This is a genomic window from Candidatus Odyssella thessalonicensis L13, assembly GCF_000190415.1.
GTDB lineage: Bacteria > Pseudomonadota > Alphaproteobacteria > Paracaedibacterales > Paracaedibacteraceae > Paracaedibacter > Paracaedibacter thessalonicensis.
Window position 1 is genome coordinate 252,397 of sequence record NZ_AEWF01000003.1, and the last position, 20,853, is coordinate 273,249.

General features: G+C 43.2%; 22 protein-coding genes and 1 tRNA gene. 12 read left to right on the plus strand and 11 right to left on the minus strand.

The genetic code is table 11. The features are described from left to right. Together HMO_RS0106605 and HMO_RS0106610 are read left to right on the plus strand one after the other, a co-directional pair. Window positions 1–807: a phosphoribosyltransferase family protein gene (locus tag HMO_RS0106605; protein ID WP_175282100.1), complete on the plus strand. Its 807-nt coding sequence runs from the start codon at window positions 1–3 to the stop codon at window positions 805–807. Continuing rightward, a complete protein-coding gene (locus tag HMO_RS0106610; RefSeq protein WP_010300264.1) occupies window positions 791–1,153 on the plus strand; it encodes a DUF983 domain-containing protein in 363 nt (120 codons plus the stop codon). The genes HMO_RS0106605 and HMO_RS0106610 overlap by 17 nt, the downstream gene beginning before the upstream one ends. 24 nt (window positions 1,154–1,177) lie before the next feature. On the opposite strand, the gene HMO_RS0106615 is transcribed toward HMO_RS0106610, so the two are convergent. From HMO_RS0106615 to HMO_RS0106625, 3 genes are read right to left on the minus strand one after another with little or no spacing between them, the layout of a single operon-like run. Next, window positions 1,178–2,248, minus strand: coding sequence for an A/G-specific adenine glycosylase (locus HMO_RS0106615; protein ID WP_010300267.1), 1,071 nt, complete (start codon window positions 2,246–2,248; stop codon window positions 1,178–1,180). Continuing rightward, entirely contained in the window at window positions 2,238–3,224 is a 987-nt protein-coding gene (locus HMO_RS14115; RefSeq protein WP_010300269.1) for an ABC transporter substrate-binding protein, read from the minus strand. Before HMO_RS14115 ends, HMO_RS0106615 begins: the two co-directional genes overlap by 11 nt. Before the next feature lie 14 nt (window positions 3,225–3,238). Then, on the minus strand, window positions 3,239–3,616 hold the full coding sequence (locus HMO_RS0106625; RefSeq protein WP_010300271.1) for a glutaredoxin family protein: 378 nt from the start codon (window positions 3,614–3,616) through the stop codon (window positions 3,239–3,241). A 50-nt stretch (window positions 3,617–3,666) separates the two neighbouring features. Here HMO_RS0106625 and HMO_RS0106630 point away from each other — a divergent pair, with 50 nt between their 5' ends. Continuing rightward, on the plus strand, window positions 3,667–4,407 hold the full coding sequence (locus HMO_RS0106630) for a ComF family protein (protein ID WP_010300273.1): 741 nt from the start codon (window positions 3,667–3,669) through the stop codon (window positions 4,405–4,407). Between the two features lie 14 nt (window positions 4,408–4,421). Continuing rightward, window positions 4,422–4,679, plus strand: a complete 258-nt coding sequence (gene grxC / locus HMO_RS0106635; protein WP_010300276.1) for a glutaredoxin 3 — start codon at window positions 4,422–4,424, stop codon at window positions 4,677–4,679. A gap of 71 nt (window positions 4,680–4,750) precedes the next feature. On the opposite strand, the gene HMO_RS0106640 is transcribed toward grxC, so the two are convergent. Continuing rightward, window positions 4,751–5,443: an outer membrane protein gene (locus HMO_RS0106640; protein WP_010300279.1), complete on the minus strand. Its 693-nt coding sequence runs from the start codon at window positions 5,441–5,443 to the stop codon at window positions 4,751–4,753. Between the two features lie 424 nt (window positions 5,444–5,867). Between HMO_RS0106640 and HMO_RS0106645 the strand changes: the two genes are divergently transcribed. Both HMO_RS0106645 and HMO_RS0106650 read left to right on the plus strand, forming a co-directional pair. Beyond that, entirely contained in the window at window positions 5,868–6,980 is a 1,113-nt protein-coding gene (locus tag HMO_RS0106645; protein WP_010300282.1) for an efflux RND transporter periplasmic adaptor subunit, read from the plus strand. Next, window positions 6,977–10,027, plus strand: coding sequence for an efflux RND transporter permease subunit (locus tag HMO_RS0106650; protein WP_010300285.1), 3,051 nt, complete (start codon window positions 6,977–6,979; stop codon window positions 10,025–10,027). Before HMO_RS0106645 ends, HMO_RS0106650 begins: the two co-directional genes overlap by 4 nt. A 148-nt stretch (window positions 10,028–10,175) precedes the next feature. Here HMO_RS0106650 and HMO_RS0106655 read toward each other — a convergent pair whose 3' ends face one another. The 5 genes from HMO_RS0106655 to HMO_RS14120 form a co-directional block, all read right to left on the minus strand. Continuing rightward, window positions 10,176–10,715: a F0F1 ATP synthase subunit B family protein gene (locus tag HMO_RS0106655; protein WP_010300287.1), complete on the minus strand. Its 540-nt coding sequence runs from the start codon at window positions 10,713–10,715 to the stop codon at window positions 10,176–10,178. Window positions 10,716–10,733: 18 nt separating this feature from the next. After that, window positions 10,734–11,207: a F0F1 ATP synthase subunit B family protein gene (locus HMO_RS0106660; protein ID WP_010300292.1), complete on the minus strand. Its 474-nt coding sequence runs from the start codon at window positions 11,205–11,207 to the stop codon at window positions 10,734–10,736. A 78-nt stretch (window positions 11,208–11,285) separates the two neighbouring features. After that, window positions 11,286–11,510: an ATP synthase subunit C family protein gene (locus tag HMO_RS0106665; protein ID WP_010300293.1), complete on the minus strand. Its 225-nt coding sequence runs from the start codon at window positions 11,508–11,510 to the stop codon at window positions 11,286–11,288. A gap of 22 nt (window positions 11,511–11,532) precedes the next feature. Beyond that, entirely contained in the window at window positions 11,533–12,270 is a 738-nt protein-coding gene (locus HMO_RS0106670) for a F0F1 ATP synthase subunit A (RefSeq protein WP_029448567.1), read from the minus strand. Between the two features lie 49 nt (window positions 12,271–12,319). Further along, window positions 12,320–12,592: an AtpZ/AtpI family protein gene (locus HMO_RS14120; RefSeq protein ID WP_033444554.1), complete on the minus strand. Its 273-nt coding sequence runs from the start codon at window positions 12,590–12,592 to the stop codon at window positions 12,320–12,322. Window positions 12,593–12,664: 72 nt separating this feature from the next. Here HMO_RS14120 and HMO_RS15545 point away from each other — a divergent pair, with 72 nt between their 5' ends. After that, window positions 12,665–13,120 carry a methylated-DNA--[protein]-cysteine S-methyltransferase gene (locus tag HMO_RS15545; RefSeq protein WP_010300301.1) on the plus strand — a complete coding sequence of 152 codons (456 nt, stop codon included), beginning with the start codon at window positions 12,665–12,667 and terminating at the stop codon, window positions 13,118–13,120. Here the strand turns inward: HMO_RS15545 and HMO_RS0106685 are convergent. Then, a complete protein-coding gene (locus HMO_RS0106685; protein WP_010300305.1) occupies window positions 13,101–13,991 on the minus strand; it encodes an RNA polymerase factor sigma-32 in 891 nt (296 codons plus the stop codon). The genes HMO_RS15545 and HMO_RS0106685 overlap by 20 nt on opposite strands. 314 nt (window positions 13,992–14,305) lie before the next feature. On the opposite strand from HMO_RS0106685, the gene HMO_RS0106690 reads away from it, so the two are divergent. Further along, a tRNA-Phe gene (locus tag HMO_RS0106690) sits at window positions 14,306–14,381 on the plus strand. 75 nt (window positions 14,382–14,456) lie between these two features. Continuing rightward, window positions 14,457–14,669, plus strand: a complete 213-nt coding sequence (locus HMO_RS0106695) for a YdcH family protein (RefSeq protein ID WP_010300309.1) — start codon at window positions 14,457–14,459, stop codon at window positions 14,667–14,669. 58 nt (window positions 14,670–14,727) lie between these two features. Here HMO_RS0106695 and HMO_RS0106700 read toward each other — a convergent pair whose 3' ends face one another. Beyond that, window positions 14,728–15,447 (minus strand): hypothetical protein, encoded by a 720-nt coding sequence (locus tag HMO_RS0106700; RefSeq protein ID WP_010300313.1) that lies wholly within the window; start codon window positions 15,445–15,447, stop codon window positions 14,728–14,730. 204 nt (window positions 15,448–15,651) lie between these two features. Between HMO_RS0106700 and HMO_RS0106705 the strand changes: the two genes are divergently transcribed. Genes HMO_RS0106705 through HMO_RS0106715 form a run of 3 tightly spaced genes read left to right on the plus strand, consistent with a single transcriptional unit; the run spans window position 15,652 to window position 20,740 of the window. Beyond that, complete coding sequence (locus HMO_RS0106705; protein ID WP_010300316.1) at window positions 15,652–17,355, plus strand: ATP-binding cassette domain-containing protein; 1,704 nt, start codon at window positions 15,652–15,654, stop codon at window positions 17,353–17,355. Further along, window positions 17,352–19,421, plus strand: coding sequence for a peptidase domain-containing ABC transporter (locus tag HMO_RS0106710; RefSeq protein WP_010300318.1), 2,070 nt, complete (start codon window positions 17,352–17,354; stop codon window positions 19,419–19,421). The genes HMO_RS0106705 and HMO_RS0106710 overlap by 4 nt, the downstream gene beginning before the upstream one ends. Next, the gene (locus HMO_RS0106715) at window positions 19,418–20,740 is read left to right on the plus strand and encodes an HlyD family type I secretion periplasmic adaptor subunit (protein WP_010300321.1); all 1,323 of its coding nucleotides are present in this window, start codon (window positions 19,418–19,420) and stop codon (window positions 20,738–20,740) included. Before HMO_RS0106710 ends, HMO_RS0106715 begins: the two co-directional genes overlap by 4 nt. Window positions 20,741–20,853: the final 113 nt, after the last annotated feature.

Consider the following 20,853-nt stretch of genomic DNA (forward strand, 5'->3'; position numbering starts at 1 on the left):
ATGGTAACTTATTTTACTTCTTCTACCTCTCACTTAACCTTGCCAGGCGACTTTATTTTGGAAAGTTCTCAGTTCAGTGACGGGGCTTACGATTTGCATTTGCCGGATGAGGTGAGGAATTGTACGGTACAACTGATTCATAACACCCGCACCCATGATGATTGGATTTTCTTGTATTTGCTGATTGATCGCCTGGCTCAACGGCAATGCTCAACTATTTTAACGCTGCCTTATCTTTCTTATGGTCGACAATTGCCGTGTTATTTGAGCACTTTATTAAGGCCGTTACAGGGGACAACAGTTTTGAAGATTCTCACGTTTGATCTTCATCAAGAACACCCAGGAATTATTAATTTGCCGCTGGCCTCTCTGGTCGCCGAAGATATCAAGAAACGTGGCTTACAGGACGCCATTCTTGTGGCTCCCGATCGGGGCTCTATTCAGCGGGTGGAACGGCTTGCCCAGCTAACAGGCCAACAGATGATCGGCTTAAAAAAATCACGCTTGCCTGGCCAGGTGACCATTAGCTCCGATACTGCTTTGCCCCAAGGCAGAGCCGCAATTATTGTGGATGATATGGTGGACACTGGCTCAACCTTGCAAGCTTGTGTACAATATTTATTAGATCAAGGTATACCCTCAGTGCATGTGGTGGCCACCCACGGGGTGTTGTCTTTTGGCATTGGGGCCTGGGCTGATCAATTAGCGAGCTTGACGTTTCTCAATACGCTGCCACCGGTGGATAGCTCAACCTCAGCTCGATGGTTAAATATAAGGGAGTGCTTAGCAGATGCAGGACAATTCTAGTTTAATATTAAGTTTAAAAAGAGGACTAGCTCGATGCTGCCCCGCCTGTGGAACGGGAGGGATGTTTAGGGGCTATCTTAAAATTGCCGATCACTGCCCCACTTGTCAGTTAGAATTTGATAAAATTCGTTCTGATGATGCTCCTGCTTATTTTACTATTGCTATTGTTGGGCATATCTTGCTGCCGATTATTTCTTACCTTGAATACCGTTACCATATGTCGATGTTAACTCATCTAATTGTGTGGCCCCCTATTATTATTGGAATGACATTAGGATTACTGCCCTTTATGAAGGGCTTAATGATGGCCGTGATGTGGCGGGTCAAAGTCAGAACAGATAGCTGATAGCGCCTCGACACCCTATCTCAATTATCCTGCGTTAAGCTGCTCAAAAAGCCCGGGGAGAGCATTTCGAGACGCCAGACAAGCATTGATAACCTTTTTCATTAAAGTAGGAATGGGATAGCAATGGAAATTGTCAGGATGGTCTTTGAAAGTATCTGATATCTGTAAATCTTTGACAATAAAACAGTCAATAATCAGATGGAAATGCGTAAAAGTGTGCTTAACTGGTTTAGGAACACGGCGCCATTGCGGTAGGATAGGTGGTAATTCAGCAGGATCATTAACCCAATCACTGGTCGGTAACCCCACGAGATTTGCCAGAACACCTGTTTTAGGACGACGAGCCAGAAGCACATCACCATCCTTATTTTCACACCAAAAAGCAAAAGTATAACGGGTTGGCTTTAAAGGTTTAGGCGTAGTGCGGGGAATAGTATGTTGCTGATTAGTTTGATAACTCAGACAAGATGCTGTTAACGGACACAGGTCACAGCGGGGTTGTTTAGGTTTACAGATGGTCGCCCCTAAATCCATTAACGCTTGGGCGAAGTCGCCAGCTCGTGTGGGCCGTAAAGGGCTAAGCACCTTACATACTTCCTCTTTAAGTGCTGGAAGCGGTGTCTGTAAACTAGCAATCCGAGCAATAACCCGCGTAATATTACCATCGACCGGGACAATCGGAAAATCATAAGCAATGGCGGCAATAGCTGCAGCCGTATAAGGGCCGATCCCGGGCAGTTGCAGCAGCGCTTCGGGAGATTGCGGGATTTGGCCGCCACAGTCGTGTACTAATCTTTTGACGCAGGCATGTAAATTGCGGGCGCGACTATAATATCCTAAGCCTTGCCATTGATGATAGAGCTCTTCTTCCGTGGCGTGGGCCAACGTCTTTAAGGTGGGCCAGCGCTCAGTAAAGCGATTAAAGTAATCAATCACGGTCGAGACTGTTGTCTGTTGCAGCATAATTTCACTGAGCAGGACGTGATAGGGATTAGGATGCTGTCCCGGCCGCGCCCGCCACGGCAAATGACGTTGATGACAATCGTACCATTCAAGCAAACGCTGATGAAGCAGGACAAAGTCGTTATTTTCCACTGATGACCCTTATGTTTTTACCTAAAGTTGTTGGTACAGCTAAGTTGAGGTGTTTTAATGTTCCTTGGTTGACGATAATCTCCGAGGCGATATCATGACTTACCGGAAAAATAGCGGTGGGCTGGCCAGAAAGAAGGCCTGCGACAATAGCTGCTGTTTTTTTACCCATGGCTATGCGATCATAAGCCATCGCCGCCAAGGCGCCATCCTTAACGGATTCGGCATCATTAGCGAACAAAGGGATCTGGTTTTGGACAGCCACATGAGCCACCGTTACCGCTGCTGCCATAGTGGTATTATCATTAGGAAAGAATAAGGCGTCCACTTTACCAATAAGGCTCTTGGTAACTTCTGCTGCCTCAGCGGTTGAGTTAACTGTTCCGCGGACTAACACGATGCCACGCTTGATGGCTTCCTCTTCTAAGCGCTTCAAGAAAGCTACAGAATTGGCTTCTGACGGATTATACAAGACCCCTAATCGCCGCAGATGCGGGACAAAGGCGACAATTAAATCGAGCTGGGGGTCTGGCGGCATATAATCGCTGATTCCGGTAACACCTTGATCTGTTTGAGTGTAAGCGGTTACGAGTTTGGCGGCAATCGGATCAGTGACGGCCGAAAATACCAAAGGAACTTTACTCTCTTGAGCAGATTTAATCAGAAGTTGGGCACTGGTGGTTGATAGCCCCACAATAACTGCCGGCTTAAGGCTGATAAATTTCTTTGTAATCTGGGCGGCGATGGCTGGATTACCATTGGCATTATCATAGATAATCCTGACAGTTTTACCATCGATATAGCCTTGTGCTTCTAAGCCCTGGATTAAGCCCTCACGGACGGTATCGAGGGTGCGGTGGCTAATGATCTGGGTTATGGCAACGGTGGGAAGAGGGGAAGAGGTTGTAAAACTTGATAAGTTGAAAATAATAAATATCAGTGCGGCCAAAACCACACCGTAGCGAATCAGTAAAGGCATTATAGTCTCTAGATTTATTCTTTGTCTTGGGAATTACCCAGCATCTCATCGAGCTCTCCTGACAGATTAGCTGAAGCGAGAGATAGATAACTTCCAATATGTTTTCCATTAATAACGATTTGGGGAACGGTCCGTTTGCCGGTAACGTGTTCCATTTCATCAATCAGTTTTTTATTACCGCGCACGTTGATCTCTTTATAAGCGATCTTCCGTTCTTGGAGAATTTCTTTAGCACTGGTACACCAGCTACACTGGTCAGAGGAATAGACAATAACTTCAGGTTGTTTCTTCTCTACAGCCTGCTTGATTAGATTTTTTGATTGTGAAGGCTGCTTTTGATCAGCTAAGACTGCCGTTGACATAATTAAAAATGATAGCATAAACTTCTTCATGATTGTCGACCCCTTGTAAAATACCCCTATAATCATAGGTTAATTTATTAATGATTGCAATAAAAGCACCAGTGCAAAAGATTTATAACTTGGCTTTATCGACAGTGCTGCCACCTTGTTGCCCCGGCTGCGATGATGCTACCTTAAATCCATATGTGTTTTGTGCAAAATGCTGGGCAAAGATAAATTTTATTCAAAAGCCATATTGCAGCTGTTGTGGCATGCCTATGCCTTATGAGGATGGTACTCTAGTCTGTGTAGCTTGTCTAGCGTATCCTCCTCATTTTGATCAAGGACGCTGCGTAAGCCATTATGAGGGCTTAATGCGGGACCTAACTCTAAAGCTTAAGCATGGTGACGCTACCTATTTACCGCGCAGTTTATCCCCATGGTTGGTTGAAGTCGGTAAGGAATTCTGGATACAAACGGATTACCTTATACCGGTGCCCCTACATCGCTGGCGCTTAGTGCGCCGTCGCTATAATCAAGCCACACTGCTGGCGCGCGCTATTGCAAAGCGCACAAAGCTGCCGGTGCTGACCAATATTCTCATTCGTCACAAGGCCACAGCGTCGCAAGGCCATAAAACTCGTCAGGAAAGAGTCAAGAATGTGCAAGGAGCATTTACTGTCAAAGATTCCCATGGACTGTTAAATGGGAAAACCGTTACCCTAATTGATGATGTTTGGACCACCGGCGCCACCCTAGAAGCATGCGCAAAGGTTTTAAAAAAGGCTGGCGTGAGCACGGTTAACGTCTTAGCCTTAGCAAGAGTTGTGCAAGATATGTAAAAAAGGAGAAAATAATGCAACCTGTTACCATTTATACCACCCAAGTTTGTCCTTACTGCGTTAAAGCTAAAGCTTTACTCAATAAGAAAGGGGCCAATTTTACAGAAATCGATGTCGGTCAAGATGATGCGTTACGCGAAACTATGATCGCTAAGGCGGGGGGACGCCGCACGGTGCCGCAGATCTTTATTGGTGAGACCCATGTGGGGGGCTGTGATGATCTTTATGCGCTTGAAGCGGAGGGCAAGTTAGACGCTTTACTAGCATCCTAATTAACCCTCTAAAGTTAGGGTCATAAAAAAAGCTCCCATTGGGGAGCTTTTTTCTAAAGGTTGGCCACGTTCTAGAAGTGGTAGCTAACTTTTGCAAGAACAGCGTGAGATTGTTGCTTAAGCTGCGCATTATAAGAAAGAACGCCAAGAACGTCACCTTTATCGGTCATCTTTCTTTCAAATGCATAGCGATACTCTGCACCAACTGAGAGATTATTGGTAACTTTCGCCTTTACGCCTGCACCAAGGACAGGAGCAAAACGATGTTTGCGAGCTTTATCCTTAAAGTTCTCATTATTAAGAGAAATTTTTACTTCTTTATTGTAAAAACGAAGACCGGTTAATGCATAAGCTACGACATTATTGCAGAAATTGTAACCAAAACGAGCATCTACCTCAGAGGACCACTTGTATTTAGCTTCCATTTTAACCGGTACATTCACACCGATAGTGGCGTCAGTAATTGCAGAAGATTTCGTCGCTTTTCCTGTGTAAAACATTAAGTCTAAGCCTAGACCCCAATAAAAAGCATTGGCGGCCGAACGATCATAATCAAAATGGATACCAAAAGAACCTAATCCTTTAGCAGCAGCTGATTTATGGGAGCCGTTCGTCACTCCAGGAACATCATGATTAAATCTAAAAGTATTGTTAGTGTTAAGTACTCCAGCTGTTAAACCAGCAGAGGCTCCATTAAATACGGCAGCTTGAGAAGCTGAAAGTGTTGCGATAGCAACAACTGCAGAAGCGATAATCTTTTTCATTTTTCAATCCTTGTGTGAATCTGTTTCAAAATAATTTTCACACCTGAACTTCTAACACGGCCCTCCGCTAAATAATAAATGAAAAATATTAATCGCTCCCCACAACCTTATTACCTGTGCGGTTAAAAGCACACTAGTTTTAGTAAAATTTTCTTATAATAAACTTTATTTTTGTTATCCTAGTATACTTACACCTGTATTATCACTCGAGGGTTGAGAAAAAGCGAAGGTTAGCTAATTTTTTATAAAATTCTATTAATTACTCTTTAATATGTTAGCTGCCACAATTAAGAATAGCGGGCAGCGATGATCCAGATTAATCCTTATGAGTTTTAAGGCCTTAATTGTTGGGTAATGGTGGGCTTTTTTGCTCGAGCTGACCGCTGCAAGATAAGAACTGACCACAGGTATAGGATGGAGTGACGTGAAAATTCAACTGACTCAACCCCAATGGCGGCTGCTCGGTGGCATTGGAATTTTAGTCCTAAGTTTATTCTGGCTTTTTTTAGCAAGAGGATCAGCGCCAATTCAGGTCCCCCCTATTGTTAAAGTGGCCCCAGTAAAATGCCAGGATATGGTTCACCAGCTCAACTTAATTGGCAGTGTTACCGCTTCCGAATCGGTGGCGATAAAATCCCGTCTGGATTCGCAGATTATGGAGGTCTTTATCAAGGATGGGGCAGTGGTCAAAAAGGGAGATCGCTTGTTCCAATTAGATGATCGTGATCTAAAAGCTCAGTTGCTCCAATCAGAAGCGGTCTTAAAAAGCAATGAGGCCGAGATCATCCGGGCCCAGAAGAAATACGAACGAGATACCGAATTGGCTAAGCGTGGTGTGGCGGCAAAGGAGCAATTAGATCAATCTACCCAGACTTACTTGGCAGCTCAAGCCAGCTTGGCGGCGACACAAGCACGAATCACGCAACTGAAAACTCAGATCGACTATGCTAATATCAGATCACCTATAGATGGGGTCGCTGGCACCATTGCCATTACGTTGGGGAATGTGGTTAAGGTCAATGATACGGCGTCTCTTGTAGTCATTAATAAAGTTGATCCTATTTATGTAGATATTGCCTTACCACAACGATATTTCTCAACAGTTCAAGCTAATTTTAAGAAGCTAAAGGTGGACATTTATAATAGTGAGGGGCAACTTCTTAAAGTGGGCTCAATTGCTGCCATCCAGAATACCCTGGATGTGGAGGCGCGCACCCTTATTCTAAGGGCTCAGCTCGACAATGCCGATCATAAGTTGTGGCCGGGGATGTATGTCGATGTGGTCCTAGGAATTCAGAAGGTCAAACAGGCTCTAGTCGCGCCCATGAAAGCCATTATGCGAACTCAAAAAGGTAGCCAAGTTTATCAAGTCATTGAGAGTAAAGTTGCCTTAAAACCAGTCACTGTTAAATTCGCCACAGCCACCGAGGCTGTCGTTGACGGCGATCTAAAAGCTGGCGATGAATTAATAACCGATGGTGGGTTTAACGTAAAAGCAGGAATGATGGTTAAGATTTCTAAGGATGATAAGCGATGAACCTATCAGAATTCTGCATCCGGCGTCCCGTCTTTACCACCTTATTAATGCTTTCCTTATTAGTCATGGGTATAGCCGGCTATAGTAAATTGTCGATCAGTGCCTTACCGAATGTGGACTTTCCCACCATTCAGGTCAGCGCCACTCTGGCGGGGGCTAGTCCTGAAAGTATGGCGGCCACTGTTGCCACCCCCTTGGAACGGCAATTTGCCACCATTGACGGGATCGATAATATTACTTCTTCAAGCGTGACAGGCTCAACCAATATTACCATTCAATTTCGCTTGGATCGCAATATTGATGGCGCTGCCTTAGATGTGCAGACGGCTATCTCAGCAGCGCAGGCAAACCTACCGGTTGAAATGACCACACCGCCGCGGTTACGCAAGGTTAATCCAGCGGATCAACCGGTTTTTTATATTGCGGTGTCTTCCGATGTAGTGCCGATGACGGATTTGTCAGAGTATGCCGATACTCTGATTGGCCAGCGACTTTCTATGTTGCGGGGAGTCTCACAAGTCAATATTTATGGTCAACAGAAACGAGCGATCCGTGTCAGAGTGAACCCAGAACTTCTGGCGGGTCGTAATCTAACTTTGAATGACATTGCCCGCGCCGTGCAGCAAACGACTTCCATTACACCCCCTGGCGTTATTATGGGATCCTATCAGGCCTATAACATTGAAGTCGTCGGTCAACCCTCCGCCGCCGAGCACTTTAATTCTATGATTGTCTCGCGCACAGCGTTGGGAGGAAATGTGAAGCTCTCTGATGTGGGGGAGGCTGTCGAAGGGGCCGAAGATGATCGTACCGCAGGCTATGCTAATGGCCGTTCTGTGGTAACGGTGGCGATTCAGCGCCAGCCTGGTAGTAATACCGTAGAAGTGGTCGATGAGATCAAGAAATTATTGCCACAGTTTAAAAAGATTCTGCCAGCCTCTGTGGACTTAATCCCGATGTTCGATCGTTCGGTTTCAATCCGGGATTCTATTCACGATGTGCAATCGACAATTATTATTGCTATCCTACTGGTCCTGCTGGTCATTTTCTTGTTCTTAAGACAGGTATCTGCCACCTTGATCCCTTCTTTAGCCTTACCCTTCTCTTTAATTGCGACTTTTGGCGGCATGGCGGCCCTCGACTATTCTTTAAACAATATCTCTTTGTTAGCGATGGCTTTAGCGGTAGGCTATGTGGTCGATGATGCCATTGTCATGTTAGAAAATATTGCTCGCTATCGAGAAAAAGGCTTGGAAGCTAAAGAAGCAGCCTTAATTGGCTCAAAAGAAATCGGATTTACTATTTTATCGATTACATTTTCTTTGGTTGCTGTATTTATTCCGATTCTATTTATGTCAGGGATTATTGGCCGTATCTTTAGAGAATTCGCTGTGACCATTAGTATGGCGATCCTAATTTCTGGCTTGGTCTCGCTCACCTTAACCCCCATGTTATGCCAATATATGACTTTTAAAGAAGGGGGGCGCGCCCATGCTTGGACAGAATGGTTCCAGATCGCCTTTGACAAGGTTCTAGAAGCCTATGAGCTAACCCTCAAGGAAGTTTTAGCTCATCGTTTCACAGCGTTAATGGTCACCCTCGGCACCATGGTTGTAACCGCTTTATTGCTCCTTTATTCCCCGAAAGGTTTTTTTCCGCTGGAAGATAATGGTTTAATTCTGGCCCAAACCGAAGCCAGTCAAGATATCTCTTTTGAGGCCATGACTGAACTTCAGGCTAAGCTTGCTATGATTATTGAGCAGAACTCGATGGTCGATCGCTTAACTTCGCGGGTGGGCGGAAGCGGAGGCTCAATGAATCAGGGGGTTCTAGTGATCGGATTAAAACCGCAGTCGCAGCGCCCCCGCATGCCTGAAGTCTTACGTCAGCTTCGCCAAGAGTTAGCCCGAGTGCCAGGGATTAACGCCTATATGCAACCTATACAAAATATTAATGTTGGCGGACGGCTGACGCGTGGGCTTTATCAATATACATTACAAGGCCTTAATTATGCTGAATTGACCCCCTGGGCCGATAAAATGCTAGCTGAGATAAAGAAAATTAATGGCGTGATTGAAGCGTCCACTGATCAACAATTGGGAAGTCTACAAATTGGCGTCGAGTTGATTCGCGATAAGGCTGAGTTTCTAGGAATAACCTATGATGATCTGCGTAAGGAATTATACTATGCCTTTGGGACGGCGCAGGTAGGAACGCTGTACACACAGAGCAATAATTTTAAAGTTATCCTTGAAGTTACCAAGGCGCAGCAAAAATCTTTGGATGATTTACGTGATCTTTATATCCGTACCACAACAGGCAAATTAGTGGAAATCGATTCAATTGCTAATCTTAAAATGGGGCCTGCGCCTTTATCAATTAACCATCAAGGCCAACTGCCCGCTGTGACCATCTCCTTCAATTTAAAAGAAGGGGCATCGCTGGGAAATGTAACAGATCAAATAGAAACTATTGAGAAAAGTATGTTTTTACCGTCAACAATCATTCCTTCTTTCCAAGGCACGGCACAGATTTTTCAAAGTTCTATGGCGGGGATGGGGTGGCTTTTAATCCTCTCAATACTGGTAATGTATATTATTCTTGGGATGCTCTATGAAAACTTCATCCATCCTATCACCATTTTATCAGGTCTGCCGTCTGCCATTATTGGGGCTATTCTTGCCATATTAATAATGGGGATGAATCTCGATATGATCGCCTTTATTGGTATTATTATGCTAATCGGTATTGTTAAAAAGAACGGAATTATGATGGTTGATTTTGCCATTACCGCTCAAAGACAAGGCACCCCTGCGGAAGAAGCAATTTATGAAGCATGTGTTGTTCGCTTTAGACCGATCATGATGACCACCCTCTCAGCTCTGTTAGGTGCAGTACCGATTGCCTTGGCCTTAGGGCCGGGCGCAGAGCTGCGCCAACCGTTAGGAATCGCTGTGGTCGGAGGCTTATTTACGTCGCAAATTTTAACCTTATATATTACCCCGGTAATTTATTTGTATCTTAACCGGTTTGTGCGCAATATTTAATCCTCAAGAATTGACCATATACTAGGTACAGCTAAGGAAGAGAGGGGAAAAAAATTCTCCACTGGAGTTACTGACTTGGACATACAAAAAAGCTTAGCCCCTAGAAATGCTAAGCTTTCGAGAATACCTAAAGTGTTAGTAGCCTCTTTTATGCTAAAGCTTGTTTTGAAGAACAGCGTTTGGCGTTACTTTGAGGCTGGGACATTAATTGAGAAAGTTTCTCGATGGCTTGGTCATTAAAGCGTTCCTGGACGCTCTTCTTACTAGCAATAATCATTTCTTGCAATGTGGTTGTTGCTTGCTCAGTTATAATCTCTCTTAAGGATATAATGGTGTTATGGCGGATTAAGTCTAAAGTGGTATCTGCGATTTCTTGTTTAGCGGCTAATTGAGCCGTAATTTCGGTTTCTGTAAGCTGGCGAAGCTCTTCAATCCTTTTTTCTGCAGACTGTTTAAATTCTTCAATTTCCTGTTTAAGTCTTTTTTCATCCTTATGGGCCTGGAACGCTTGACTTTCAGCATTTTTTAGGGCTATTTCAGCCTGCTCTACCGTTGCTTTGATATCTTTAATTTCAGTATCAATGGTTTGAATTATTTTATGATACCCGTATTTTAAGGCAAAGCCGATGAAGATAATAAACCCTATAAAAACCACGAAGCTTGCATCAAAGAAATTGGTTTCATGCATTGGTGATCATCCTTTATCTTACAAATTCTTTGCGGGAGCCGAGGGGCTGCTTTCTGGATCCTGCTGCGTTAAACTGCGGTACATATCTTTAACTAAATGCTGAACTATCTCTTCTGATGAGCTCAAGATTTCCTGTTTATGTTGATTTAATTGCTGCTGTGTTTGATTCAAGTGGCTTTGTAATCGGGCCTCAAATTCGTGAAGCTTTTCTTCCTTTAATTTAGCGAGCTCCGTCATGGACTGCTTAATTTTAGAATGAACTTCAGCTTTTGCCGCCTGCAAATTCTTCTCATTTATATGGTTAAGCCGACTTGCTTCTAACGTCAGCTGTTCTGTCTTTTGGCGTAATTCTTCTAATGTTGCTGCACGATTTGCCATAACCTGGCTTAACCGTGGTACAAGAAAAGCAACCATCGCAAAGCAGAGAAGCGCAAAACAAACGACAAGCCAAAATATCTGTGATGGAAAAGTTGAAACATCTAGCTGTGGCATTCTTACCCTCTCTGCTGTGGTCGATAAAAAATTCCTTGTTACTACTTAATGCCGTATCAACAAGGATAGTCTAATAGATTAGCTGAACAAAATCATCATCGCTGTAACGAAGGCCATTAAAGCGATCGATTCAGTTAAAGCAAATCCTAGCAAACCCACAGGCATGACGTCGCCTTTGGCTGATGGATTACGGGCAATAGCGGTAATCAGGTTTGAAAATATGTTACCCAAGCCAATACCAACACCTAGTAAGGCAATAACAGCCATACCTGCACCAATCATTTTTGCTGCTGCTAAATCCATAAGTCCTCTCTCCTTTTCAAGTTTAATGCAGATGAATTGCATCATTTAAGTAAATACAGGTTAATACCGTGAACACGTAAGCCTGGAGAAAAGCCACCAGGAACTCAAAGCCCACCACCGCTAGGTTCACGACAAAGGGTAGGGCTGCCACAGGGAACAAATTTGTCCCTGCTAAGATAATAACAAAGCCAGCAAAAATTTTTAGCATCGCATGTCCTGCCATCATATTGGCAAACAAACGTACGCTTAAGCTTACTGGGCGCGTAAAATATGACATGATTTCGACAGGAACCAATAACGGCATGATATAAATAGGGGTTCCTTGCGGACAAAATAACCGTAGAAAATGGCTGCCGTGTTTAATGAATCCCAGGATGGTCACACTGATAAAAACAATCAAAGCTAAAACAAAGGTAACGATAATATGGCTAGTAAAAGTAAACCCATAAGGGATCATTCCCAAGAAATTCCCCATAAGAATAAATAAAAATAAACTCATAACGTAGGGTAAATAAGGTAATCCTTCTTTGCCAACATTGTCCGTGATCATTTGTCCTATAAAGCGTTGTAGGGATTCGCCAATAAATTGGAGGCGACTGGGGACAAGTTGAGGACGGCGGCTTGCTGCGGCCATTAAGACAATAGAACTGAGGGTTGCTAATACCATAAATAAGGACGAGTTCGTAAAAGAGACATCATAACCGCCAAGATTTAGATGAATCAAAGGGGTAATCATAAATTGGTGCAAGGGATCGATCATCATCAACTCTCCGCTTTATAGGCATATATAGAAAAAACTGTCCAAAGCTTCATGGCTTCTTCTCCAAGTCGGATGGTTTCCCGTGGGGATGATTCGATTTTACCGTGGAAAAGTTTTGACACACAAGCTTAAAAATATTTCGGAACCCTGCCGCGGCCCCTAAAAGGATCATAATAATCAGACCAAAGGGCTTGGTATTAAAGAAGTGATCAATGGCTAAACCAAAGATAACGCCCACAAAAATCCCCGAGGTAAACTCTGTTCCTGCCCGTAAAACAAAGCTTGTCATTGAATTTTGTGGTTTAGAAGTGTTATCTGTCATATAAGGCAGCTGAAGTTACACCAACTTGAGCCCACCATAACAAAAAAAATAATTTTGGTAAAATTGAATCTTATGAAATTGATTGTTTTAGATAAGAAAAGTTTTAGTGCTCAGTATCCTGATCGCCAAGTCGGGCGTTTCAGATTCAGCAATTATGGTGCTGTTGAAGCCGAATACAGCGGCTCGGTTCTTCACCGATTAACACCCTCAGCTCTTACGCCGAGTCTGCCGGAATTACCTCAGTTTACGTCCTTAGTGGTCAACGGTACTGTATTTCAAGCAAAAGTTTGGCAAGCGCTTTTGGATATCCCCTGTGGCCATACGCGAGCTTATAGTGATATTGCTCAGCAGATTGGGCATCCCAAGGCAATGCGGGCGGTTGGCACGGCTATTGGCGCAAACCCCATTGGCATTCTTATTCCTTGTCATCGTGTTATTGCCAAGAATGGCGATTTAGGCGGATTCGCCTGGGGGATAGATTTAAAGAAACAATGGCTTGGTTTAGAACTTACCAAAGAACATCCTTAACATCATGAATATTGCGAGCCAAGTGATATTTCATCTTGCGCAGGGCGCGAGCCTCTAATTGACGGACCCGTTCTTTACTAATATTCATCATCTCGCCAATCTGCTCTAAAGTTAATGGCGCATCCGAGAGATGACGGCACTGAATAATTTGACGTTCTCGAATAGGGAGCTGACGTAAAGCTGCCTCTAACCAGTGCCTGCGGACCGACCGGTCATATTCTTCTAAAGCTTCACTTTCAGGACTGGGATTCTGATCAATTAAGGTATTAACCCAGTCTTCATTGCTTTCCTCTCCAATCGGGCTGCTTAAAGATAAATCATGACCAGCCAGACGATTTTCCATATTTTCTACTTCTTCAACGGTCACGTTTAAAATATTAGCAATTTTCTGACGATCTTGAGGAGCTAGATTATCTGTGGTCACATTGGCTAATTGAGCGCGCAGGCGTCGTAAATTGAAAAAGAGCTGTTTTTGCGCAGAAGTGGAACCTGTCCTAACAATTGACCAGTTTCTTAAAATATAATCTTGGATATGAGAGCGGATCCACCACTTTGCATACGTAGAGAAGCGAATATCGCGTTCGGGCTCAAAGCGTTCGGCCGCATGCATTAATCCCACATTTCCTTCTTGAATCAAGTCCCCAATGGGCAACCCATAATGGCGGAAACGGGTTGCTGTTGCCACCACTAAACGGGAATAAGCCTTCGTTAGATCATGGAGCGCATTTTCATTGCGCTCTTTATACCATGCGTTTGCAAGTTCAAGTTCTTTTTCACGAGATAAAACGGGCTGATTCATAACGCCTCTAACATAAGCTAGATCAGCCTTTTGAGTCTCGTTATCTCCAAATATGGATACCTTTCCTGACACAATCGATCTTCCTGATTAATTTTGTCTCAAACCAAGGCTAACGGTTGATCAGTAAAGATCTCGTTAAGATGAGGCTAAAAAATATATACTTGTTTGATTTTTTTAGGTTTGTAGCGGGAGAGGCGTAAGGGCGTAAAAAGGGAATACATCTTGGCAGGCTTGTTGGCGCTCTAGGCTCAGATTGCCGAGGTTTTCTTTTAAAAAGTCTTATTCTAAGTCGCTAATTTTCCAGTCCTGGGTATCAGTTCCCTGGGCTCGCGATAAAAAACTCTGGACAGAAGCATGTTTTTTTCATATACATTGAATATGTGTTTGCCCGGATAGCTCAGTTGGTAGAGCAAGGGATTGAAAATCCCTGTGTCGCTGGTTCGAATCCGGCTCCGGGCACCATACAAAATAACAGAGTTGTTTTCTCCTGCGTCTCCTATATTAATTTATGCTTAATATAATAAAAAGGCGATACTCATGGGTGTTGATCCTGAAACTTTCGTTGCACTTCACCATAAATTAGACTCCCTCAAGAAAAAACACATGGAGCTTGAGAGTAAAATTGAGAGCCTTTTGCAAGAGACAGGGCATGATAATCTTGCGGTTCACCGTTTAAAGCGTGAAAAGTTAGCCTTAAAAGATCAAATGGCAAAAATTGAAGCCATGATGGTGCCGGATATCATTGCCTAAATTCTTTCAACCTTTTCAATCTTTCTCTGCTTTTACTGATAAACTGTAAGAAATGGAATCAATTACGTTTTAAATAATGCGGTTGCTTTAGATACCAATCCAATTGGCCACATGTTTGCTGCAAGATGCCTAGTATTTGGTTCTGTAACAAGAATTTATGCTTGATTTGTTCTTTCTTAAGGTTCTGCAGAATTAAAGTTTGCCCTAATAAATGGTTACATTGAGTCAAATGTTCACATAAAAATTGAGCTGATCGCTGCAGAGTATTTAATATCTGTTGTGTATAAGTGGGGTTCAGAAACTGAGAATTTTTTATTCTTTCCAAGGGGACCTCATAACTTAAGGTTGAGGGCCAGCCTTCAATATCCATAGCTTCCGAGGATTGGAACCCATAAAAATGTTGTAACATTTTTATCTCGCTCAAGAGTAAAGACAAGGAGGGGGAGAGCTGGTTAAACTTGGCTTGATAAAGCGTTTGAAGCTGGAGCTTTTCGGTAAGATTCTTGCAGGTCAAGGCGTGGCTGACAATGGTAATAAGCTCTTTATGCGCCTCAATAAGTCTGTGACTACTGATTAGAAAGTTTTTAAACTTTTCCTCATGAGTCTTCAGGGCAGCTGTCTGATCCTGTAAAATCTGGATATCTTGAGTCAGAGTAATAATCTGTTGCCAGCTCTCTGCTCCGTATCCCACTAAACTCCTGAGAGGCTCTTCTGGGGCCTCTATGGCAGCAGTTTTGAAGAAAACGCTAAGTATTGAAATAAGTATGACGTGTTTCATATTTTGCCATAAAATTGCTTATCCTTAATTTATTATTGGGGAATAATGTTAATTCAAAGCAAATATTCCTAGTTTTTTGAAAAAAGTAATTTTTTTGAGTTAGCGCCTAAATGGAGAGGATATCGTAGACGAACTTAAATTGTCAGGGTATCCTTAAAACTATAATGCTTATGATTTAGGAGCTCTGTAATTTCTAATACTGCGATGACTGACCCCCTTGAAAAAAAAGTATCATTTAAATGGTGGCGCTGGGATATCCTGGCGGCGACGGCGGCTCTTAACCTCTTGAGCCTTGCTTTAGCGCTGCTAATTTTTCACTTTAGCGTTTCCTGGGGAGATAGTTTTGTATCAAGTACAGGATTACTATGGATTAGTGCACTGTTGATAATGGTGTTCGATTTGATTATTCGTCAAGCACGAGGTCGTCTCTTAAATTGGTTAAAAATGCGATACTCTTATCAGTTATCAAGTGCTTTGTTTGATCGTTTAACCAATTCTAAGATTGTTAATCCTTCTTACAGGTCTGTGGGCAATTATTTAGAGCTGATCAAGCAGACTAAATATTTGAAAAAGTTTGTAAACAGCCAAGAATTTTTAATGTTTCTTAATCTTCCCTTTAGTTTCACAACCCTGTGTGGGGTTATGTATTTGTTCCCAATCATGGCTGGAATCCTTTTTGCGGGCATTACCTTTATTGCAGGCGCGGTTCATTATAACGGTACTAAGTTAAGAACACTCTTAAAGGAGCACCATATACTAGAGGGTCAAAACGATGATTTCAGGGCGCAAGTCTTATCCAATTACTTAACTGTGAAGTCCCTGGCGATGGAAAACCTTCTCCAGAGAAGATTCGAGAAATTACAGTTCCAAGCAGCTTTCTTTAATGATAAACTCATCGAACTGCACAACGCGGGGCGCGACGTGGTGTCCACTTTAGGGTACATTATCTTAATTACAGCGATGGCTGTTATGGCGACCCAGGCGACTCAAGGACAGATATCAATTAATACGATTTCTGTAGGCATGTTTTTGCTGTTTATCAGTTTAGAGCCAACATATTCCATTTTCGTTCATTGGTTTAAAATTTACTATATACGGCAACTCGAGCACTCTTTTACACAAGAAGATATGGGTTTTCCGCACTGCTCGGCATCAAAGGTTAACTGTCCCGAGTTAACAGGGGCCCTAAGATTAGAAAATGTTCAATTTACTTATCCTGGTAAAGACAAACCTGTTCTGTCTAATTTAAGCTTATCCATACAGCCCCATACAATTGTGACCATCTTTGGGGCCAGCGGCGCAGGCAAGACCACCTTAGCACGCTTAATTCTGAATAGGCTTACCCCTCAGCAAGGTAAGATTCTAATTGATGGCCATGAACTAAGTGAGTTCTCCACAGCAGAACTAGCGCGCCAAGTCATGTATGTTCCTGCCAGCACGCAAATTTTCTCAGCCAGTGTTCTGGATAATCTAACTCTATTTCGTACGGGCGTTATTGTTGAAGAAGCAATCAAGCTTGCTCAAGAGTTTGGTTTAGAAAGTTGGATAGAAGCGCTGCCGTCCTCTTATCAAACAAGGTTGAATGATGGCTTATCCGTAACCCTAGCAGAGGGGATAAAGCAGCGTATTGGCTTAGTTCGGGCCTTATTAATGGAACCTAGAGTGTTGATTCTGGATGAAGCCAATGAAGCGCTTGATCAGGAAGGAAACTCGCAGCTTAAAAAAATCCTGCTAAATTTAAAAGTAGCCTCAACCATAATATTCATCACGCACCGTCCCTCTATGAAACAGATTGCGGATGAATCTTATGACTTGATTGGTGGTCGTCTTGTTCCCAGTCTCAATGTAGTATCTGAGGTAACGGCAGCCACCTTTAGACCTGCTCGGGTCTCAGGAGGCAGCGAATGACAACTTTTAATTATATAAATTGCCTTAAGCCACTGCTCCGTTGTCTAGGATGGCAGGGGGATTCACGGCGTATTTTTGAGGCTGTGCCCTATGAAGTGAAAGCAATTGATCTTATTGATCTAAAAAATATTTTTGTCAGTTTAGGATATAGTTGTTATAGCAAGCACAGTGGATTAGCAGAGATCAAGCGCAGCTTTTTGCCCACATTATTTATTAATGAGTCAAAACAGATCTATTGGGTTATTTATGAGAGAACAGAAAAGGACTTCTTATATATTGATTGTCGTACCGGGCAAAAGTCAGCTGTTCCTATTCGTAAAAGATTAAAAGGTATCCGCTATAATTTTGTCAAAGATACCCCAGCCCTGGGTATTGCTGAAGCTTCATGGTCTAAGCAATTAATGAAGCGTTTTAAGCATGAGCTGTGGTTGCCGGTCATTATTTCTACTTTTTGCAGTTTCTGGTTTGCTTTAGTGCCCTTATTCTTTCTATTTGTTAATCAGTACCTTCTTCAAAAGCAATCCCAAGAAACTTTGATGTATTTTTCAACAGGGATAATCTTATTCCTTTTAAGTTTGTTGGCCTTTAGTCACTTTAAAGGACGACGGTTAGCCTATCTAGCTGCTCGTATAAAAGTGATTATTAATACAGAGTTATTAAGGCATTTATTGAAAGTTCCTTTTGCAAACACTAAAGGTTTAGAGCTGACGACTCAGTTAGATAAGCTCAAATGTTATGATGAGAATCATGCTGATCTCTGGATATCAGCAACAGTCGCATTAATGGACTTACCTCTCCTTATTTTCTCTTTATTATTCTTAGGCCTTCATGGGGGGCAGCTTGTCTTTGTGCCCTGCGGTGTAATCGGGATACAACTTCTCTCTGTGAGATATTTCTTGTCCACTACGAAAGACCTGCAAGCACAGGTTCATGCGGCACAGGAAATTACCAACGATTTTCTAACTGAGACAGTGACCAATCAACAGTCCATAAGCAATCTAGCAGCAACACCACCCTGGAAGGAGCGCTATTGTGCGTATCTGTCACAAGCGAGTGGCTACGATAAGGAATGGGAACAGCTTCAAGCTCGGTTCGCAAATTGGCAGTTATGGCTCTTAAAAAGTTCTGCTACCTTAACTTTGATCTGGGCTATGCATTTAATAAATCAAGGTAAGCTGCCCCAAGCACTGTTCTTACCGGTCACTCTCTGGCTGTGGCAGATTGGTACAGCCATTTATCGTCTGGGGGGGCTTTTTATCCAGTGGCCAGCCTTGAAAAAAACTCTGACGGATATAGACAATATCATGTCCCATGTTCCTGAAGGGGATGCTGCCGTTCATGGTCAACCCAGATTCCAGGGACATATTACGGTGAAGGACTTGCATTTCCGCTATCCAGGACAAACCCATATGGCGTTACAGGGGATTACCATGGATATCAAGCCCGGAGAGATTATTGCCATTATTGGACAGAATGCTTCTGGCAAATCGACTCTCGTCAATTTATTGATGCGTTTATATGATCCTTTAGACGGTGAAATAAGAATAGATGGGGTTAACATTCAAAACTTTGACCCCTTAAGCTATCGCCAATCCATTGGCTTTGCCCCTAGTACGCCGCAATTATTTGAAGGGAGCATTGCTCAGAATATCCGCTTAGCTAACCCCGAGGCCACCGAGCAAGAAATTTTAGAGGTTTTATCTCAAGTGGGACTAAAAGAGGTGGTGCAGCAGTTACCGGACGGCATTTATACCCACTTATATGGCAATAACGATCAACGTTTTTCGCCGAGCTTTTTACAACAGCTTAATCTCGCTCGAGCCTTAATTCGGGACAGTAATATTCTCATCCTTGATGAACCCACAGGGCACATTGATTTTAAAACGGATGCAATCTTTAAGAATACGCTCCAGACGATAAGAGGAAAGAAAACAATCATTATTGTGACTCATCGCCCTAGCATTATTAACTTTGCTGACCGCATTCTTGTCCTTAATAAGGGCAAGATGCGACTCTTTGGCTCTAAAAATTATTTTCTTAATATTCTTTCGGGGAATGCCGCATGACCGAGAAAACTCAAACAGCCGCCTTAATTCCTTCATCTTTGCATGAGATTACGCGTCAATTTCCTGCGTTGAAACAATCAATTATGCTTGATGAAAGCGCGGCGCCGCGCTCTTCTCAAGCAATTATCTTAGCCAGCTTGGGACTATTATTTCTGCTCGTGGGTTGGGCGCTCATTGCTCCCCTCCAACAGAGTGTTAACACCACGGGTGAAATGGTAACAACGAATAAGCTTCACATTATTCAATCGACCCAAAAGGGGATTATCTCTGAACTCCCTGTTGCCGAGGGGGATCAAGTCCAGGCCGGCCAACTATTGATGAAGCTTGTGACCGATACAACGCAATCTGACTCTGATGCGTTGTCAATAAAGGCTCAGATATTGCAAGTGAGGGCTGATAGGTTACAAGCATTAAGCTTAAATAAGAACTTTGAGACGGCACACTATCCCGACAAATTATCGCAAATAGTGCAAGGGCAGAAGCTTATCTATGAAATGCGCCTAAAGAATCGTGAAGAACAGAGATCATTGATTATGGAGCAAATTGAGCAGCGGCGTGCTCAGCTAGCCCTCACCCTAGCTCAGGAGCATGAAATCCGTGAACAGTTGGAAAATGCTGAACAACATCGGGATGTGGCCAAGAAGCTCTTTGAGAAGAAATTAGGGCCTGAATTAGATTACCGTCAAGCGGAAGACATTGTTGCCGCCTTAAACAGTGAATTAAGGGCCTCAATTAATCAGAACCAACAGTATAAGCAAGAAATCAGTGAGGAAGAAGGACAACTGGTTGCCCTGGACGCTCAACTGCGCGAAGAATCTCTTAAGGAGCTGGCCGAGGTCACGAAGGAACTCACAGCAATAAATGAGCAGAAAGCAAAAATGAAAAGCCAGTTTGAGGAAGCAATTATTAAAGCTCCCAGCAGCGGCTTAATTAAAGGTCTTAGCGTTCACAAAGTGGGGGGAACTTTGCAGCGGGGGCAAAAGATTGCCCAGATTATTCCTCTGGAGAATATTGAGATCCATCTGCAGATCCCTGCTCAAGACATTGCCGCGGTTAAGATCGGCCAAGGCGTACAAATTAAAGATAATACTGATAAAAGTTGGTCGACAGAGTCCCTGGAGGGGCAAATTACTGCAATTGCTAGCCATCCTTATGTGGATGCTGACAAGCAATCTTATTATCAAGCCCGGGTGACGCTTACTCCCAGTTCTCTGAACTCTCCCTCTTTAGGTCGACTCTTGGCCGCCGGCATGAAAGTCAAAGCCGAGATCCAGACGAGTAAAAAACAGTATTCAATTATCTTATCTCTCCCTTACTAAAGTAATTGATTAATGGGGGCCGTGAGCACTCTTTATGTGGCCCCAGCAATTGATAAGCAGAGAAGGTGTGAGGGGTTTCTAACTCTTCCAAATTGTGCTGCTCTCTTAGATCC

Coding starts and splice junctions, on each gene's coding strand:
- HMO_RS0106605 (WP_175282100.1), top strand. CDS start 1: ATGGTAACTTATTTTACTTCTTCTACCTCTCACTTAACCTTGCCAGGC.
- HMO_RS0106610 (WP_010300264.1), top strand. CDS start 791: ATGCAGGACAATTCTAGTTTAATATTAAGTTTAAAAAGAGGACTAGCT.
- HMO_RS14115 (WP_010300269.1), bottom strand. CDS start 3,224: ATGCCTTTACTGATTCGCTACGGTGTGGTTTTGGCCGCACTGATATTT.
- HMO_RS0106625 (WP_010300271.1), bottom strand. CDS start 3,616: ATGAAGAAGTTTATGCTATCATTTTTAATTATGTCAACGGCAGTCTTA.
- HMO_RS0106630 (WP_010300273.1), top strand. CDS start 3,667: ATGATTGCAATAAAAGCACCAGTGCAAAAGATTTATAACTTGGCTTTA.
- grxC (WP_010300276.1), top strand. CDS start 4,422: ATGCAACCTGTTACCATTTATACCACCCAAGTTTGTCCTTACTGCGTT.
- HMO_RS0106640 (WP_010300279.1), bottom strand. CDS start 5,443: ATGAAAAAGATTATCGCTTCTGCAGTTGTTGCTATCGCAACACTTTCA.
- HMO_RS0106650 (WP_010300285.1), top strand. CDS start 6,977: ATGAACCTATCAGAATTCTGCATCCGGCGTCCCGTCTTTACCACCTTA.
- HMO_RS0106655 (WP_010300287.1), bottom strand. CDS start 10,715: ATGCATGAAACCAATTTCTTTGATGCAAGCTTCGTGGTTTTTATAGGG.
- HMO_RS0106660 (WP_010300292.1), bottom strand. CDS start 11,207: ATGCCACAGCTAGATGTTTCAACTTTTCCATCACAGATATTTTGGCTT.
- HMO_RS0106665 (WP_010300293.1), bottom strand. CDS start 11,510: ATGGATTTAGCAGCAGCAAAAATGATTGGTGCAGGTATGGCTGTTATT.
- HMO_RS0106670 (WP_029448567.1), bottom strand. CDS start 12,270: ATGATCGATCCCTTGCACCAATTTATGATTACCCCTTTGATTCATCTA.
- HMO_RS14120 (WP_033444554.1), bottom strand. CDS start 12,592: ATGACAGATAACACTTCTAAACCACAAAATTCAATGACAAGCTTTGTT.
- HMO_RS15545 (WP_010300301.1), top strand. CDS start 12,665: ATGAAATTGATTGTTTTAGATAAGAAAAGTTTTAGTGCTCAGTATCCT.
- HMO_RS0106695 (WP_010300309.1), top strand. CDS start 14,457: ATGGGTGTTGATCCTGAAACTTTCGTTGCACTTCACCATAAATTAGAC.
- HMO_RS0106700 (WP_010300313.1), bottom strand. CDS start 15,447: ATGAAACACGTCATACTTATTTCAATACTTAGCGTTTTCTTCAAAACT.
- HMO_RS0106705 (WP_010300316.1), top strand. CDS start 15,652: ATGACTGACCCCCTTGAAAAAAAAGTATCATTTAAATGGTGGCGCTGG.
- HMO_RS0106710 (WP_010300318.1), top strand. CDS start 17,352: ATGACAACTTTTAATTATATAAATTGCCTTAAGCCACTGCTCCGTTGT.
- HMO_RS0106715 (WP_010300321.1), top strand. CDS start 19,418: ATGACCGAGAAAACTCAAACAGCCGCCTTAATTCCTTCATCTTTGCAT.